Source organism: Pseudomonas arabinosi, assembly GCF_047758675.1.
Classification (GTDB): domain Bacteria; phylum Pseudomonadota; class Gammaproteobacteria; order Pseudomonadales; family Pseudomonadaceae; genus Aquipseudomonas; species Aquipseudomonas arabinosi.
On record NZ_CP180480.1, the window covers coordinates 4,742,157 to 4,758,573 of the forward strand.

A 16,417-nucleotide genomic window follows, 5' to 3' on the forward strand; every position below is an offset into this window, starting at 1 on the left:
GGCGCCATCAGCTGCCACCGAACCAGTTGTAGCCCTGGTCTTCCCAGTAGCCACCCGGGTAGGTGTTGGTGACGAAAAGCGCCTGAATGTGTTTGGGATTCTTGTAGCCCAGCTTGGTGGGCATGCGCAGCTTCATCGGGAAACCGTATTCGCGAGGCAGCACCGCGCCGTCATAGGTCAGCGTCAACAAGGTTTGCGAATGCAGTGCGGTGGCCATGTCGATGCTGGTGTAGTAGTCGTCCGCGCATTTGAAGCCGACAAATTTGGCATCCGTGTCGGCACCGACCCGCTTCAGGAAGTCGCTGAACCGCACGCCGCCCCAGCGGCCGATTGCACTCCAGCCTTCGACGCAAATGTGCCGGGTAATCTGTTCGGTCTGGGCCATGGCGCGCAGTTCTTCCAGGCGCCAGCTGCGCTTGTCGGCGACCATCCCGGTCACTTCCAGTCGATAACTCTCTTCCTCCACCGTCGGCGCCTCGTCGATGCCGTAGAAGGCATTGAACGGAAACGGCCGGGTGATCATCGACTCAGGATAGGTCGGTGCCAGGGCGTTGGGATTGAACAGCCAGCCCTGCACCCTGTCGTTGAAGCGGGACATCGAGGACAGCGCGGTCTCGACACTTTCGTTGTCGGTGATGTTACAGCCGGACAACATGGCCACGCCGCCGAGGGTCAAGCTACGCATCAGGAACGAGCGTCGTGAGCGGTCCTCGATCTGTGGGGCGAGGATCTTTCTGGCATCTGTCAGGATGGACGACTCGTCCAGCCCTGAGCCTTGAATGCGCTTTTTCATATGACCTCCTTGCGACCGGCAATCATGGCCCACAACGTTTTGGGAACCAGCGCGACCATCACCAGATGAACCGCGACAAAGGCCACCAACAGCGACATCGCGATGAAGTGCACGTGCCGCGCACCTTCGTAACCGCCAAGCAGTTCACGCAACAGCGGAAACTGGACGGACTTCCACAACACCAGCCCGGAAATCACCAGCAATGTGATGTCGACCATCACGAACAGGTACGCCACCCGTTGCACCTGGTTGTAATGACTCAGGTCGGCATGCCCCAACCGCCCTCTCAACGCCGCCCACAGGTCATGCAGGACACCTTTGGGCGAAACCGGGAAAAAGCGCCGTTTCAGACGACCACTGACGAGGTTGATGATCAGGTAGACAAGACCGTTGGCGGCCAGAAACCACATCGCCGCGAAATGCCATTGCAATGCGCCGCCGAGCCAGCCACCCAACGTGATCGCTTTGGGAAAACTGAAGTCGTAAAGCGGTGAAGCGTTATAGATTCGCCAACCGCTGGTGACCATGACCAACACCGCCAGGGCGTTCAGCCAATGGGTCAGCCGTAGCCAGCGAGGATGAGTGCTGACTGTGGGTGAAGCAGCTAACTGCGACATGTTCGGCTCCCGGCGGTTGATCGTTGGAACCGATTATGCGAACCGATAGATCGCCAAATCCTCACGTAAAGTTAAATTAAACGTGATAACTCCCCCCCAATAACCTGTGGGAGCGAGCCTGCTCGCGATAGCGGTAGATCAGTCAATATTGATGTTGAATGTAATGCCGCCATCGCGAGCAGGCTCGCTCCCACAGGTTTTTACGTGGTCCACCCCCGGCTCAATTGTGTTTAAAATGCCGCCCCCTCCAATTGCCGACCGTATCCGATGAACGCTGAAGCCCTCTCCACGCTGCATGACCATCTGCTGACAGCACTGGCAACTGCCCCCGCCGAAACCCGCCGGCTGTTCCACGGCCGTGGCCGGTGCTGGCCGGGGCTGGAGCAATTGACCGTGGACTGGCTGCAAGGCGTGGTGCTGGTGTCGCTGTTCAAGGAACCCGAAGCGTCGCAGCTGGAAGCGTTGAAACAGAAGCTGATGGACCTCACGCAATCGCCTGCGTGGACGCAATCCGGCGCGCATACACTCTTGCTGCAACATCGCTACCTGCTGCAAAGCACCACCGAGTGGCTGTTGGGGGACGCGATCGACGAGATGACGATCACTGAGGGCGGCCTGCATTACCGGGTGGACCTGGGCCGCAAACAGAACACGGGCCTGTTCCTCGACATGCGTTATGGCCGCGACTGGGTGCGGGCTAACGCCCAGGGCAAGCGCGTGCTGAATCTGTTCGCCTACACCTGCGGATTCTCGGTAGCGGCCATCGAAGGGGGTGCGACGCACGTGGTCAATCTGGACATGTCCAGCCCGGCCCTGAGCCGTGGCCGCGACAATCACCGGCTCAACGGCCACGACCTGAGCAAGGTGACGTTCCTCGGTCATGACCTGTTCAAGTCCTGGGGCAAGGTGATCGGCAAGGGCCCTTACGACCTGGTGATCATCGACCCGCCGTCTTTTCAGAAAGGCAGTTTTCTGCTGACCAAGGACTACCAGCGCGTGCTGCGCCGACTGCCGGAATTGCTCAGCCCTCAGGGCACGGTGCTGGCGTGCATGAACGATCCGGCGTTCGGTGCGGACTTCCTCATCGACGGCGTCACCCGCGAAGCACCGAGCCTGCGTTTCGAGCAACGGCTGGACAATCCGCCGGAGTTTCCAGACGCCGATGTTGAATGCGGGTTGAAGGCGCTGGTGTTCAGGCTGGGGGATTGAGCACCAGCGCAAACAACTCACCATGCCCATTCACATTGAGCTTGTGATAGAGATTGCGCCGGTGCACCTTCACCGTCTCCGGGGAAATGCCCATCTGCTGGGCGATGGCCTTGCTTGAGAAGCCCTGAAGAATCAGGCGCGCCGTTTCTATTTCCCGCGCCGACAGGCGCGCGTCGAAACGATCCAGCAGGGTCGCCAGATCCCCGGCCACCGCCTCGGTTGCCGGTCCTTCCCGTGGCATCAATTGCAGGTGACGGCGCATCGCCGCCAGCACCCAATCGCGCACGCAAAGCAGGCGCCCCTGTTCCTCAAGCGTGAATCGCGTCGAGCGTCCCAACGACAAACCGAGCACGGCGCCCTCGACGTTGATCATGAACTGCAACTCGTCGCCGCCCACCACGGTGCGGAAGTAGCTCAGGTAGTACTCGCTCTGCTGGAACTGGTCGGGGGCCACCGATTCGAGGCTGTGCAAACCGTCGGCAATGCCGGCACAGGCGGCCTGATAAAACGGATCGAGCAGGTACATGCCGGCGCTGTAGTCCGCCAGTTCTTCATGCTCGGCAGCACCGCCCTTCGAGTCGAAATCGATCAGCAGACGCGGCACCCGCCCGGCCCGCATCACCGCGACCAACGCATTGTCCATCGGTACCAGCAGCCGCAGCGTGTCGACCAGCGCACGCCAGAACCCGTCCTGCCCCAAGGCACCAAATACCCGCGCCAGCCCTTGGTGCACGGGTAACTCTTTCAACAACGCGTCCACGCCCTACCCCTTTCGAGTAACCCATGATGGGAATGGGTGAGCCCACTCCCGATCGATACGCTGCAAGTACCTGATCATCACCGGCCTGCAGCAGGCCAGGAGTGCCGCATCATGAGTCGTCACCGCTCGTATATCAATCTTGGACTGGGCGCCTGTTTGTCGGTCTCGCTATCGGCGGTTGCCGCTGAGGGCCCGACGGTTCACGTCTACAACTGGTATGACTACATTGGTCCCACGACCCTGCAGGATTTCAAGCGTGACACCGGGATCGCACCGGTCTACGACACCTTCGACAGCGCCGAAGTGCTGGAAGGCAAATTGCTCACCAGCCGCAGCGGATACGACGTGGTGGTGGCCAGCAACTTCAGCTTGCCGACGCTGATCAAGGCCGGTGCCCTTGCACCTCTGCCCCACGCTCAGATGCCTGACTTCAAAAACATGGACGCTGACCTGTTGGCAAAACTGGCCAACAACGACCCGGGCAACCAGTACGCCGTGCCCTATCTGTGGGGCACCAACGGCATCGGCTACAACATCGACAAGGTCCGCGCGGCGCTGGGCGACAAGGCGCCGGTGGATTCGTGGGACCTGGTGTTCAACGAAGAAAACCTGGCCAAACTCGGCCAGTGCGGCGTGGCCATGCTCGACTCGCCGGCGGAGATGCTGCCAGTCGCCCTTCACTACCTTGGCCTGCCACCCAACAGCACCAATCCCGAGGACTACAAGAAGGCCGAAGCGCTGCTGCTCAAGCTGCGTCCGCACATTGCCTACTTCAACTCGTCCAAGTTCATCAGCGACCTGGCCAACGGCAACATCTGCGTGGCGGTGGGCTGGTCCGGCGCGATGCTGGAAGCCAAGACCACTGCCGAGCAGGCGAACAATGGCGTGAAGATCGCCTACAGCCTGCCGAAAGAAGGCGCGCCGGTGTGGTTCGACACCCTGGTGTTGCTCAAGGACGCACCGCATCCGGAACAGGGTTTGGCCTTCATCGACTACCTGATGCGCCCTGAAGTCATCGCGCCGGTCAGTGATCACCTCTCCTACCCCAACGGCAACCGCAGCGCGACGCCACTGGTGGCCGAAGCGACCCGCAACAATCCTGCCGTGTATCCGTCAGCCGAAGCCATGGCCACGTTATTCACCCTTCAGCCTCTGCCGCCCGCCACCGAGCGCGTGCGGACGCGGATCTGGAGCAAAGTCAAAAACGGTCAATAAACCTGATGTGAAACACCTGTGGGAGCGAGCTAGCTCCGGGCGGCGATCCGACGATGAGGCCATCACATTCAACACTGATGGCGACTGATCCACCGCTATCGCGAGCAAGCTCGCTCCCACAGGGTTCGCGCCTTGATTGGATATGGTTAGTACCCCTTTTTTCTGCCACGAATTGAAGATGAGAGAAACGATGAAACCACGTGCCCGCGACCTGAACATCCAGTTCGGCCAACTGCAACCCGGCCCGCTCAACGCCATCACCGATGTGCCCGGCGTCCGGGTCGGTCACAGCAATGTGCGAGGACGCACCGCCAACGGCCGCGACATCCTGACCGGCGTCACCGTGATCGAGCCGCGTGCCGGTTCCACCAGCCTGCAACCGTGCTTTGCCGGCGTCCATGTGCTCAACGGCAACGGTGATGCCACGGGTCTGGAGTGGATTCGCGAGGCCGGCCTGTTGACCAGCCCGATCGCCTTCACCAACACCCACAGCCTGGGTGTGGTGCGCGATGCGCTGGTGACGCTGGATCGTCAGGAGCAACCCGATGACGGGCGACTCTACTGGAACATGCCAGTGGTGCTGGAAACCTTCGACGGTCTGCTCAACGACATCAACGGTTTCCATGTGAAGGTCGAGCATGTGGCCGAAGCCCTGCGCACGGCGGTGGGCGGTCCGGTGATCGAAGGCGCCGTCGGCGGTGGCAGCGGCATGATCTGCCACGAATTCAAAGGCGGAATCGGCACCGCTTCGCGACGTCTGAACAGTGCTGAGGGCGGCTGGACCGTCGGCGCTATCGTCCAGGCCAACCACGGCATCCGCAACGAATTGCGCGTCGATGGTTACCCGGTCGGGCGCTACATGGAAAAGGCCGACTCGCCGTTTCTCAAAGCGTCGTTGCCGCATCCGGGCATGGGCTCGATTGTCGTCTGCCTGGCCACCGATGCGCCGTTACTGCCGCACCAGTGCACTCGCCTCGCGCAACGCGCCAGCCTCGGCCTTGCCCGCACCGGCGGCGGCAATGAAGACCACAGCGGTGACATCTTCATCGCCTTCGCCACCGGTAATCAACACGTGCCGCCTGCCGCTTACGAGAGTAAGCGGGCGCCGACCACCGACAACCTGAGCATGGTCAACAACGACCACATCAGCGAGTTGTTCCTGGCCGCCACCGAAGCCGTAGAAGAAGCGATCATCAACGCCTTGCTCGCCTCCGACACCGCCGAAGGCAATGGCCATGCGGTGCCGGGACTGGACGCCGGGACGCTGCTCAACGCCTTGCGTCGGGCGGGTTGGCCGGGAGAGCAGGTCTAACAGGATTGAGGCGTCTGGAGGCCGCAAAGAGCTCGCGACCGAGGCTTTTTGCGGCATCCAGGTGCACCGCTGGGTCCTGGATTTCCGATTCGAGCAGCAACTCGGACGTCACCACCTGAGCACCGCAATAATCAAAAATCCCATGGTCAATCTGCGTCTTCATGGCCTCGGCATAACCGTGCCGGGCGTAGGTGGCCGCGTCGGCACCGCCCACACCGATCAAGTGAACCCGCAGATGGCCAAGCTTCTTCTCCAGCTTGGCATCCGCCGTGAAATCGAACGCCCAGCCGTTGGCGAACACCCGATCAATCCAGCCCTTGAGCAGCGCCGGCATCGACCACCAGTAGACGGGATAAACCAGCACCACCGCATCGGCGCGGTCTATCCGCGCTTGCTCGGCAACCACATCAGCAGGGGGCGGCGCTTCCCGGTGATGCACCGCCAGATCAGCGACGCTGAACCGCGGATCAAACCCTTCGGCCGAGAGGTCGGCGATTTCAAAGGTATGACCGGGATCGTCCAGGGCGATGCCCTGAGCGACTTGCGCCACCAGGCTATGGGTAAGCGAACGAGGATCGTGATGAGCCACAACGATAAGCGCGTGCATGCTGGAAACTCCTGTTTGAGAGCACAGGGCGGACCTTATATACTCTTGGTAAGTTACGATCAGTAAGTTACTTTTGGTACATAGCCATGTCAACCACCGAAACAATCGAGCAGGATTCCAGCCCACAACCGCGACGACGGATGTCCCGGGAGGACCGCCAACGCCAGTTGCTGGACGTCGCCTGGCAACTCGTTCGGGAAGAAGGCACCGACGCGCTAACATTGGGGCGACTTGCCGAGCAAGCCGGGATCACCAAACCGGTGGTGTACGATCACTTCACCACGCGATCCGGGCTGTTGGCGGCGCTCTACCAGGACTTTGACGCCCGACAGACAGCGCTGATGGATGCTGCGCTCCAGGACAGCGAACCGACTTTGCCCGGCACCGCCAGGGTGATCGCTTCGTCGTACGTCGACTGCGTGCTGCTTCAGGGCAACGAGATCCCCGGCGTCATCGCGGCACTCGCCAGCTCCCCGGAACTGGAGAAGATCAAGCGTGAGTACGAAGCGATCTTTCTCAACAAATGCCAAACCGCCCTCGCCCCTTTCGCTGGCGCGGGTGAGATCCAGGCAGCGGGATTGCGGGCGATGCTCGGTGCGGCGGAAGCCTTGTCACACGCCGCCGCGAATGGAGAAATCAGCGCCGTACAGGCACAGGACGAACTGTACGAAACCATCATCGCCATGGTCGAAAGAAGTGCCCGTGGCGACGTTGGAAAAATCGCGAAAACTGACCGATTCGACTAGCGGTACTTGAGCGCCAACCCCCATCTTTCTACGATGATTCTACGCAGCCGCTTGTTTGCTCAAACCGCTGCGTAGGTGGTGAGTGAACTGAACCCCAACAAGCTCACCACTTGTTTCATGCGCATCTTGAGCCTCGAGGGCTCTACTTCCTCCCCATCAAAGAGCTTTGAGGCTCTTTTTTATCTGCACGAATTCCAGACACTAAAAAGCCCTTGGCGCGTTGTCCGCACCAAGGGCTTTTTTTGCGTTGAGTCGAAGCGACTAGACCAGCCGCAGCCGAGGTGAAGGGGCTGGCACCGCACCTTCACCGAGTCGCTCCCGAACAAACTCATTCGCCTTGCGCGTCATCTGGTCCAGATGCCGGTCACGCTGTTTTTCCGCATCGAGCATGGCCCGCTTGCCGTGTTTTTGCAGCAGGTACGTATGAATCTGTCGCACCTCGAGCGAGCTGTAGATCGGCGCCACGTCCAGCAGGGCCATCAAGCCATCACTGCCGTGATCGCGGGTGTTCATCAGCACTTGAGTAGCGCGCACGCCCACCACCTGAAACCCCATTGCCTCAAAATACGGAACCTTGGCCACCGCGCACGTCAGCTCGGCATGCGGGTAGCGGCCGACCATTTCCCCCAGCATCCGCCGGGCAATACCTTGGCGTCGATGGCTGGCACTCACCGCCAAATACGCAACACCGCATGCATCGGGATCGTCCTTGACCGGCAGGTACAGCAAGAAGCCGACGACCTTCTCCGGGTCGTCTTCGTCGGTCGCGACGAGTAACTCCACCGCAATCCCTTTCGCCCCGTTCAATGCTTCCAGATAGAGGTGAACCTCGTAGCCGATCGCGTACTGGTACACGTTGTACAACAGATTGCTCGGCGCGATCGCGACCATGCTGATGTCGGTCAGGTAATCGACCACCATTTGCAGGATCTGGCTATTGATGTGCTCGGGGCACGGGGTTTTGAAATGGGTGATCTGGGGCATTCGTGGCTCTGACTCTGGGGCGGACGTGAAGAGTGTGTTCGCGGGCGTGCCTATCATAACGTGCCGGGGCAGCGTGCGCCGCAGCACGTTACTGCTGCGGCGCAACCATCCGAAACCGGATATTGATCTTGTCAGAGACAACACCACTGGCCCATTCACCTTCACCGATTTTGAAGTCGCTGCGCTTGAGCGTTAACTGGCCATCGAAAATCCCGATGGCGTTATCGGCCTTCAGGAGGACCGGTACCTCCACTTCACGCGTGATCCCCCTGAGCGTGAGTTTGCCGGTGATTGAGTAACGGTTGTCGCCCAGGACCTTCACGCCGGTCGATTCAAACGTCGCCACTGGATTCGTTGCCGTGTCGAACCAGGCTGGTTTTTGCAATTCGCTGTTGGCGTCGCTGCTTCCGGCATCGATGCTGTCGAGCTGGATGGTGAGCGCGGCCCGGCCTGCCGACGGGTTCGCCGTGTCGAAATCAAGCGTGGCCTCGAACTTGCTGAACGTGCCGTATACCCGTGAGGAGAACTGTTTATAGGTGAAGGAAATCGTGCTGGCGGTTTCATTGACCTGCGTGTATTCGACCGCTTGGGCGCAAGGCAACGCGCCGAATGCAAGGGCGGCCACCAGCACGGCGCAGGTCGGGAATCGATGTTTCATGGGATTCTCCGGTCGGGCTCCCGTCTTGAGCTGAGGCGCCGCACATGTGAGCCAACGATAGGTGGACTAAAGCAAACAAACGCCGTTAATTCCACCTGCCGCTCAGACTTCCGACCACCTGTCGGGCAACGGGAGTGGCCGCCCGATACCGCCGCTGCCAAGGTGTTTAATGACTGTCCCAACTCACCGCATCGGGAGACTGGTCATGAAATTCGTCGTCATCGGAGGAAGCGGGCTGATTGGCAGCAATGTCTGCAAGAACCTCCAGGATCTGGGGCATGAAGTCATATCAGCGTCACCGAGTACCGGCATCAACGTCATCACCGGCGAGGGCCTGGCGGACGCGCTCAAGGGCGCCGACGTGGTGGTCGACGTGGCCAACTCCCCCTCTTTCGAGGATCACGCGGCGTTGCATTTCTTTGAGACCGCCGGGCATAACCTGTTTGCTGCCGAGAAGGTAGCCGGCACCCAACACCATGTTGCCCTGTCAGTCGTCGGCACCGAACGAATGCTCGACAGTGGTTATTTCCGGGCCAAAATGGCCCAGGAAAAACTCATCAAGGCCTCGGGGGTTCCCTACACCATCCTGCGGGCCACGCAGTTCTTCGAGTTCATTGGTGCCATTGCTTACTCGGGTCGCGAGGACGGCAACACCATCCATTTAACGTCCGCCGCGTTGCAACCAGTGGCCTCGGTCGATGTCGCGGCCGCACTGACGGATATCGCTCAAAAAGCGCCGATCAATCAGACCGTGGAAGTGGCCGGGCCGGATCGCCGACCCATTGTCGAATTCGTGAGTGAGTACCTCAAACACACCAAGGACCCGCGCGAGGCTGTTTCGGACGACACGGTTCCTTACTTCGGCGCGCCAATCAATGACAAGTCCCTCACGCCCGGCGATAGCCCCATTGTCGGAGCGATCCGGTTTGAAGATTGGCTAGAGATCGCGCATCCCTCCTGAGTCGCTAATGGCGATGATGATCAGCGGGCCCAGCGAAACTGAACCCGCTCTCGCCGTTCAGGTATCAGCACTTCACAGGCAACGGCTTGCAAGCAAATCGGGCTGCGATAGGATGACGCCCGGATTTTCGATAGCGACTCGCGTGGCGAGAAGGACTGCTGATGTTCATTGGAAGACTCGCCGGGCTCACCGGCTGCACCCCGAAAGCCATTCGACTTTACGAACAGATGGGGTTGATCCCGGAACCGGATCGCCAGGGTCGATATCGCGTCTACACCTCGCATCACCTCACGCTCGTGCGCCTGATCCGCCGGGCACAGGTCGCCGGTTTCAAGCTCGCCGAGATGGTGCCGCTCATCGCTGCCAAGAACACATTGAACGCCTTTCCCGTGGAACTGGCCAACGAGGCGATCGACCTCAAGCGCCAGCAAATTTTCGAGAAAGTAGCCGACTTGCTGGCCTTGGTAGATCACCTCAGCGAACTCAAATGCGAGATCAATTCACTCTTTGAACCGGGCGCAGTGATAACGCCTCATAGCGATGCGTCGAGCACTGGCTTAGATTGATGAAGGCCGATTGCAGGGCAACTTGCGGCGTTCGTGGACGGAAGCCCAATTCGGTCCTGGCCTTGGTGATGGCGTATTCCTGTTTAACGCCGTGGAACATCCTGACCTGACTGAGCAACAGTTGGGCTGGTCGCCCCGTCAGCCCAGCCCAGCGCTCCTGCATCCACGCCACCGCGACCAACAGCCACTTGGGTGCCGGCGGTGGTAGCCGATAGCCCGGTGAAACCACGTTCGCGACATCAATGATTTCGGTCAGTGAAGAGGACCGTTCATTCGCCAGAATGTAGCGCTGCCCTGACCGGCCTTTTTCTGCCGCGAGGATCATCCCCAGGGCGACATCTCGCACGTCGACAAAATTGAAATGAAAGCCCGGGTCCAGCGGCATTTGCCGCCGCCTGACCGAATCGACAAACTTCATGGTGTCAGTCAGCTTGGCCGCGTTGGGGCCGATCATCGCCGAGGGCAACACCGCGACCATCCAAAGATTCAGTGCCTGAGCCGTGTGCCAGGCCATTTGCTCCGACAGAATCTTGGACGCGTAATAGGCATTCTCGTCCTCGTCATTCCAGCGATCTTCATCGAGCGCCTGCCCGTTCTGACCGATGGCCGCAACGGAACTGACATACACCACGCGCTTGACCCCGGCCTTCGCCGCCGCCTGCAAAACGCGACGTGTTCCTTCCACATTCGGTTGGATAATCTCGGCGTGCGGATGCTTCGCCCAATGTTTGAACACCGCCGCGACCTGAAACAACAGGTCTACCCCGTTCAACGCCTCGAGCATGGCCGCTTCGTCGAGCAGTTCGGCATACACCCTTTCACAATCCAGCCCCTCGAACGCTGCCGAATCGTTCACATCACGAACCCCGGCGCGGACTCGGTAACCCTGATCGAGCAAGGCTCTGACCAAGGTATTGCCCAAATGCCCATTGGCGCCTGTGACCAGACATAACTGACTCATACCATTGTCCCCCTCGCTTGAACACGCATCCGTTTTGGCGAGGACGACCTTAGGCTCTGTCCCTTGGGACAGAGTCAATATCAGCGGATCAAAAGATCGCAGCCTGCGGCGCCACCGTGACATCCGCCTGACCGCTGGCCTTCAGCGCCGCGTGCACAAAGCCTTCGGCCTTTTTGCGCTCCACAAATGACCTCACATACGCAGCACCGGCCTCTCGATCTCGAGGCACAGCCATCGCCTGGCGAATGGCGGTGAAGGCCCCTTCAAGCACGCGATAACGCGGGTCCGCATCGGCCACTTTCTGCAGCGGTTGGCGCACGCCCGCCGCGGCATCCAGGTCCTTATCGAAGAACAGGTCGACCGCAGCGGCGGAGGTTTCCGCCCGCGCCAGTTGCGCGTGTTTCAAGGTGCGCGCGAGGAACAGGTCATAGGCCGCGCCCTTGCCGACCGCCAGCCGCAACCCTGGCTGATCGAGATCTTCGACGGCCACAAAGGGCGAATCGGCCGCTACCAGGTAAGTGCCTTCGATGATCACGTAGGGCGCACTGAACGCGATCTGTTGCTCGCGCACGGGCTCGATGGCAAGGAACGCAAGGCTCCAGGCCCCCTCCTCCAGCGCGGCAAACACTTTACCGGCGGCATCGAACGTCACCATCTCCAGTTGCACGCCAAGCTCTTGCGCCAGTGCCTTGGCCAACGCGACGGAGACGCCTTGTGGCGATCCATCCTGGCCCTGCTGAGCCAATACCGGATTACCGAAATTGATCGCGGCGCGAAGGACACCTTGCGGGGCGAGATCTTCAAGAACTGCCGGGGTGATAGCACTCATCATTTTGAGAATCCTTTACTCGAGAACGCTGAGTGAAGCACGCCGGGCAACGCGTTATCCAGTGAAGGCTCTGATGTTTGTCAGCGATGACCGGAGCGCTGCTGCGCGGAACTGGACTCTCGCTGCCACGCCCGCTGCAGCAACTTGATGACCTCGGCATCCGAGGTCTGGGTAAAGTCCATGTACCAACGGCTGATCGACATCATCCAGTCGGGAAGAATCGGGCATATCAGCTCATCCACCTCACTGCGCAGCGCCTCCGCCGTCTCAATCGGCGCCACCGGCACGGCGACGACGATGCGAGACGGCGCGTGCGCACGCACCGCGTGGATCGCCGCCATCATCGAGGCGCCTGTCGCCAGACCGTCGTCGATCAGGATCACCACCTGATCCTTGAGTTGCACCGGCGCGCGCGTTCCCCGGTAAAGCTGCTCGCGGCGTAGCAGCTCCCGGGTTTCCCGTGCGACCACGTCATCAAACTCGGCCGGGTCAATCGGGTGAACCCGCAGCGCCTGTTCATTGAGGATTTTGATGCCGCCGCTGGCGATGGCGCCCATGGCGAACTCTTGATGAGACGGAACGCCCAGCTTACGCACCAGCATCAGGTCCAGACGAACGTCCAGTGCAGCGGCCACTTCATAGGCCACCGGCACACCGCCACGGGGCAAGGCGAGGATGATGACATCGGGGCGATGCGCGTATTCGAGTAACGGCTCCACCAGTCGTCGACCGGCCGCGGCTCGGTCCTGCAGGAGGGTGGGCGATGAGGGACTCATTTGAAAACCTCCTCAGGCGATCACGCCTGTCGGTTCGCATCACACGGTCACTCATGGATTGTCGGTCTGACGGTGGCTGACATCAAGCTCAGCCTCGACGCCCTCTAGACCGCCAGAACGTTGCAAGGCACGCGCCCTGCCCCAGGTTGATTTACATCAAACATGAGCAAATAAACGCCTGCTGTCACGACTCCCTGATCCAGATCAGATTCAAGTGCCGCCAGCGGCGTAAAAAGGAATGAATCGCGTGGTTCGACACCGCGCCAGCCTTTCAAACCGGATGGAGGATCACCCCATGCTCACTGTCAAAGACCACAATGATCGGGCTGTGGCTGCCTACGCGGCAGTTACCGGACGATACTGGATTGAAGCGCTCAAGGACGGCCGTCATGTGTTGATCCGGCCGCTGGCGGAGAAAGACCGCGAGCGTGAATACGCCTTTATCAAGGGTCTGTCCCCCGAGTCCCGGCATTTGCGCTTTCTCGCGCAGATCAACGAACCCGGCACCGCCCTGCTCAATCAGTTGATGGACACTGACAACAAACAGCGTCTGGCCTACATCGCGCTGGTTCATGAAAACGGCCAACTGATCGAGATCGGCGTCAGCCGCTACGCCGCCACGAGCGAGCACGAATGTGAATGCGCCGTGACCGTCGCCGATGCCTGGAACGATCTGGGCCTGGGTCCGCTACTGATGGAGCATTTGATCAAGGCTGCTCGCAAGAACGGATTTCGCCAGATGTATTCGGTTGACGCCGCCAGCAACACCCCGATGCGCGACCTGGCCAAAGCCCTGGGTTTCGAAACACACAATGATCCCGATGACAGCTGTCAGGTCATCCATCGTCTATCCCTGTAAAAAATCGCCCTCCAACTAACCCGCGGCCACTCCGGGCCAGCGTTTGCGCAATGACTTAAGGGAGATGTGTCATGTCCGAGCAATCACGTTTCATGCTGGTCGCCTCACCTCTGATGGAAAACAGCCCTGCTTTCGACCGCGCCGCTGCGCTGGCCAAGGCTGAAGATGCAGCGCTGCACATCGTGGCCTTCGATTACCTGGAAGGCCTGGCGACCGCCGGCATGGTCAATGAACAGGCCCTGGAGCAGATGCGCCTGGGGTATGTCGAGCGCCATCGTCAGTGGCTGGAAGAACAGGCTCGTCCGTTGCGCAAAATCGGCGTGACCGTCACCACGGAAGTGGTCTGGGTTGAAAAACCCTTGCAGGAAATCCTGATCCACCTCAAAGAGCAGCCGATGGCCGTGCTGATCAAAGCGCTGGACCACCAGTCGCTGCTGTCGCGGATGATGTTTACCCCGCTGGACATCCACTTGCTGCGCGAATGCCCGGTACCGCTGCATTTTGTCAGCCATGTGCAGCATGCCTTACCGCGCAGGGTCGTCGCGGCAGTCGACCCCTTCCATCGCGACGGTCAATACAAAGGCCTCAATGACCGAATCCTGCATGAGGCGGTGAAATTGGCGACGGCGTGCAACGCCCAGCTCGACGTCCTCTACGCCTATGACCTGTCTTCTATCGGCGCCGATGAATTCGGCTTCGACAACGCATCCGCCTTCTTTTCCTCGAGCAACGCCAAGACCCTGTTCGATGCACAGGGCGAGGTCTTCAATGAGTTGGCCGAGCGCAATGGCATCCCACCGGAGCGACGCCACATGGTCATGGGCAACCCGGCCAAGGTTCTGGCCAGTTATGCCGATGCCTACAACGTCGACGTGATTGTCATGGGCCGCGTCGGTCATAACGGCCTGGAGCGGCTGATTGGCAGCACGGTGGAGCACCTGCTGTACAAAATGCCCTGCAGCGTTTGGGTGGTGTCGCCGGAAGAACTCGCCGATTGATCGCAAACCGATTCGATCCAGAAAGCAAATGGGCCGCCGTGTTAACGGCAGCCCATTGTTTGGCGGCCTACACCAACCGCTCAATCTTCTGATGCTGCCAGACCATTTTGTAATACGCCGTCTGCAACACCAGCATCCCCAGATACGCCACCGGAAACGCCATCCACACCCCTTGCAACCCGTAGTGCCCGTCCAGCACATACGCCACCGGCAACTGCACCCCGACCACACAAAAAATCGAAATCGCCATCGGCACCAGCACCGAGCCACTGGCGCGCATGATGCCGCCGACAATCGCCTGGAAGCCGAACACCAACAGACTCCAGAGCATGATGTGCAACAGATACTCCGCCTTCGCCCGGGTGGAATCATCCGTAAGGAACAACCCCAGCAACCAGTGCGACAACAGATAACCCAACACCACCAACCCACCGGTCAGGCACACGTTGATCAACAGCCCCGTGCGCAGAATCGGCCCCATCCGCTCAAGCCGCCCTGCTCCAATCGCCTGAGCACCGAGAATCGACGCCGTGATCGCAATCGACAGCGCCGGGAACTGCACGTAATTGACGATCTGCGTCACCGCCCCATACGCCGCCGTCGCCTGCGAACCGTGCTGATTCACCAGCGCCAGAATCACCAACTCCGACACCGACAACACCACCATCTGCAACCCGGTCGGCAACCCGATGCGCAACACCTTGCCGAGAATCACCAGATCCAGGCGCATCGCCGCAAACATCTCCCGATCCGGCGCCAACGGATGCCCCTTGCGAATCAACCGCCACGCCAGCCACCCCATCGCCGACAAATTACCCGCCAACCCCGCATACGCCGCACTCTGAATCCCCATCATCGGCAGCCCGAACCAACCCCGAATCAACGCCGGCGTCAGCGCCAACCCGATACACGTCGACACCACCAACGCGATCAGCGGCGACACCGTATCGCTCACCCCGCGCAGCAGTTGGGTGAACAGCACGTAGACCAGCAGCGACGGCATGATCCACATCATCACGTGGGCGTAAGACACGGCGTCGTCAATAACGTCGGCCGGTGTGCCCAAGCCTTCCAGGGCTGGTCTTGCGAAAACGCTACCGAGTACGGCCGCTGTCAGGCCGATCATTGCGCCTAACAGCAAGGTGGTGCCGGCGATGGTTTTCACCAGATGCGGTTCACGCGCGCCCCAGGCTTGGCCGATGAGCACGCCCGCCCCCGCGCCGAGGCCGATGACCAGGGCGATGAAGAAGAACACGATGGGGAACATGCCAGACACGGCAGCCAGGGCTTGGGTGCCGAGCATTTGGCCAATGTAGATGCTGTTGATGGTGCCCGACATGGATTGGAGGAAATTGGAGAGGACCATGGGGGCTAGGAAAAGGAGGTAGGTTTTCCAGAGGGGGATGGGGTTTTGCATGACAATAATGGCTCGACACATGCGATAGAAGGTAAGAATTCTACCGGTAATTTCATTAAAAAGATGTCTGGCTACCTAACTGAAATGAATTTGTCATTGATAACGAACATGCAGTCGACATGCAAGTGGCGCTTTGCTAGCATTAAATA

General features: G+C 60.1%; 18 protein-coding genes. 8 read left to right on the plus strand and 10 right to left on the minus strand.

Annotated features, from left to right (window positions below; translation table 11 throughout):
- Window positions 1-7: 7 nt before the first annotated feature.
- Together ACMXYJ_RS22070 and ACMXYJ_RS22075 are read right to left on the minus strand one after the other, a co-directional pair.
- A complete protein-coding gene (locus tag ACMXYJ_RS22070; protein WP_415756912.1) occupies window positions 8-793 on the minus strand; it encodes a molybdopterin-dependent oxidoreductase in 786 nt (261 codons plus the stop codon).
- Window positions 790-1,410, minus strand: coding sequence for a cytochrome b/b6 domain-containing protein (locus tag ACMXYJ_RS22075; RefSeq protein WP_415756913.1), 621 nt, complete (start codon window positions 1,408-1,410; stop codon window positions 790-792). The genes ACMXYJ_RS22070 and ACMXYJ_RS22075 overlap by 4 nt, the downstream gene beginning before the upstream one ends.
- A 267-nt stretch (window positions 1,411-1,677) precedes the next feature.
- Between ACMXYJ_RS22075 and ACMXYJ_RS22080 the strand changes: the two genes are divergently transcribed.
- Window positions 1,678-2,619, plus strand: a complete 942-nt coding sequence (locus tag ACMXYJ_RS22080) for a class I SAM-dependent methyltransferase (RefSeq protein ID WP_415756914.1) — start codon at window positions 1,678-1,680, stop codon at window positions 2,617-2,619.
- Here ACMXYJ_RS22080 and ACMXYJ_RS22085 read toward each other — a convergent pair.
- Window positions 2,603-3,379, minus strand: a complete 777-nt coding sequence (locus tag ACMXYJ_RS22085) for a helix-turn-helix transcriptional regulator (RefSeq protein ID WP_415756915.1) — start codon at window positions 3,377-3,379, stop codon at window positions 2,603-2,605. The two genes, ACMXYJ_RS22080 and ACMXYJ_RS22085, sit on opposite strands and share 17 nt — an antisense overlap.
- Window positions 3,380-3,490: 111 nt before the next feature.
- On the opposite strand from ACMXYJ_RS22085, the gene ACMXYJ_RS22090 reads away from it, so the two are divergent.
- Both ACMXYJ_RS22090 and ACMXYJ_RS22095 read left to right on the plus strand, forming a co-directional pair.
- Window positions 3,491-4,594: an extracellular solute-binding protein gene (locus ACMXYJ_RS22090; protein WP_415756916.1), complete on the plus strand. Its 1,104-nt coding sequence runs from the start codon at window positions 3,491-3,493 to the stop codon at window positions 4,592-4,594.
- A 190-nt stretch (window positions 4,595-4,784) separates the two neighbouring features.
- A complete protein-coding gene (locus ACMXYJ_RS22095; RefSeq protein ID WP_415756917.1) occupies window positions 4,785-5,906 on the plus strand; it encodes a P1 family peptidase in 1,122 nt (373 codons plus the stop codon).
- Here the strand turns inward: ACMXYJ_RS22095 and ACMXYJ_RS22100 are convergent.
- Entirely contained in the window at window positions 5,863-6,513 is a 651-nt protein-coding gene (locus tag ACMXYJ_RS22100; protein ID WP_415756918.1) for an NAD(P)H-dependent oxidoreductase, read from the minus strand. The genes ACMXYJ_RS22095 and ACMXYJ_RS22100 overlap by 44 nt on opposite strands.
- An 86-nt stretch (window positions 6,514-6,599) precedes the next feature.
- Here ACMXYJ_RS22100 and ACMXYJ_RS22105 point away from each other — a divergent pair, with 86 nt between their 5' ends.
- A complete protein-coding gene (locus tag ACMXYJ_RS22105; protein ID WP_415756919.1) occupies window positions 6,600-7,259 on the plus strand; it encodes a TetR/AcrR family transcriptional regulator in 660 nt (219 codons plus the stop codon).
- Window positions 7,260-7,520: 261 nt separating this feature from the next.
- Here the strand turns inward: ACMXYJ_RS22105 and ACMXYJ_RS22110 are convergent, their stop codons facing one another.
- Both ACMXYJ_RS22110 and ACMXYJ_RS22115 read right to left on the minus strand, forming a co-directional pair.
- Window positions 7,521-8,243: a GNAT family N-acetyltransferase gene (locus ACMXYJ_RS22110; RefSeq protein WP_415756920.1), complete on the minus strand. Its 723-nt coding sequence runs from the start codon at window positions 8,241-8,243 to the stop codon at window positions 7,521-7,523.
- 88 nt (window positions 8,244-8,331) lie between these two features.
- Window positions 8,332-8,901 carry a YceI family protein gene (locus ACMXYJ_RS22115; protein WP_415756921.1) on the minus strand — a complete coding sequence of 190 codons (570 nt, stop codon included), beginning with the start codon at window positions 8,899-8,901 and terminating at the stop codon, window positions 8,332-8,334.
- Between the two features lie 205 nt (window positions 8,902-9,106).
- Between ACMXYJ_RS22115 and ACMXYJ_RS22120 the strand changes: the two genes are divergently transcribed.
- The gene (locus ACMXYJ_RS22120; protein ID WP_415756922.1) at window positions 9,107-9,862 is read left to right on the plus strand and encodes an SDR family oxidoreductase; all 756 of its coding nucleotides are present in this window, start codon (window positions 9,107-9,109) and stop codon (window positions 9,860-9,862) included.
- A 161-nt stretch (window positions 9,863-10,023) separates the two neighbouring features.
- On the plus strand, window positions 10,024-10,428 hold the full coding sequence (locus ACMXYJ_RS22125; RefSeq protein ID WP_415756923.1) for a MerR family transcriptional regulator: 405 nt from the start codon (window positions 10,024-10,026) through the stop codon (window positions 10,426-10,428).
- Here the strand turns inward: ACMXYJ_RS22125 and ACMXYJ_RS22130 are convergent.
- The 3 genes from ACMXYJ_RS22130 to ACMXYJ_RS22140 all read right to left on the minus strand — a co-directional run bounded on the left by ACMXYJ_RS22130 (window position 10,358) and on the right by ACMXYJ_RS22140 (window position 12,994).
- Entirely contained in the window at window positions 10,358-11,389 is a 1,032-nt protein-coding gene (locus ACMXYJ_RS22130) for an NAD-dependent epimerase/dehydratase family protein (RefSeq protein ID WP_415756924.1), read from the minus strand. The genes ACMXYJ_RS22125 and ACMXYJ_RS22130 overlap by 71 nt on opposite strands.
- A gap of 88 nt (window positions 11,390-11,477) precedes the next feature.
- Window positions 11,478-12,218: a transporter substrate-binding domain-containing protein gene (locus ACMXYJ_RS22135; protein ID WP_415760783.1), complete on the minus strand. Its 741-nt coding sequence runs from the start codon at window positions 12,216-12,218 to the stop codon at window positions 11,478-11,480.
- Between the two features lie 80 nt (window positions 12,219-12,298).
- Window positions 12,299-12,994, minus strand: coding sequence for a phosphoribosyltransferase (locus tag ACMXYJ_RS22140; protein WP_415756925.1), 696 nt, complete (start codon window positions 12,992-12,994; stop codon window positions 12,299-12,301).
- A 295-nt stretch (window positions 12,995-13,289) separates the two neighbouring features.
- On the opposite strand from ACMXYJ_RS22140, the gene ACMXYJ_RS22145 reads away from it, so the two are divergent.
- Both ACMXYJ_RS22145 and ACMXYJ_RS22150 read left to right on the plus strand, forming a co-directional pair.
- A complete protein-coding gene (locus ACMXYJ_RS22145) occupies window positions 13,290-13,853 on the plus strand; it encodes a GNAT family N-acetyltransferase (protein WP_415756926.1) in 564 nt (187 codons plus the stop codon).
- 71 nt (window positions 13,854-13,924) lie between these two features.
- Window positions 13,925-14,851 (plus strand): universal stress protein, encoded by a 927-nt coding sequence (locus tag ACMXYJ_RS22150; protein WP_415756927.1) that lies wholly within the window; start codon window positions 13,925-13,927, stop codon window positions 14,849-14,851.
- A 67-nt stretch (window positions 14,852-14,918) separates the two neighbouring features.
- Here the strand turns inward: ACMXYJ_RS22150 and ACMXYJ_RS22155 are convergent, their stop codons facing one another.
- Window positions 14,919-16,268, minus strand: coding sequence for an MATE family efflux transporter (locus ACMXYJ_RS22155; protein WP_415756928.1), 1,350 nt, complete (start codon window positions 16,266-16,268; stop codon window positions 14,919-14,921).
- Between the last annotated feature and the right edge of the window lie 149 nt (window positions 16,269-16,417).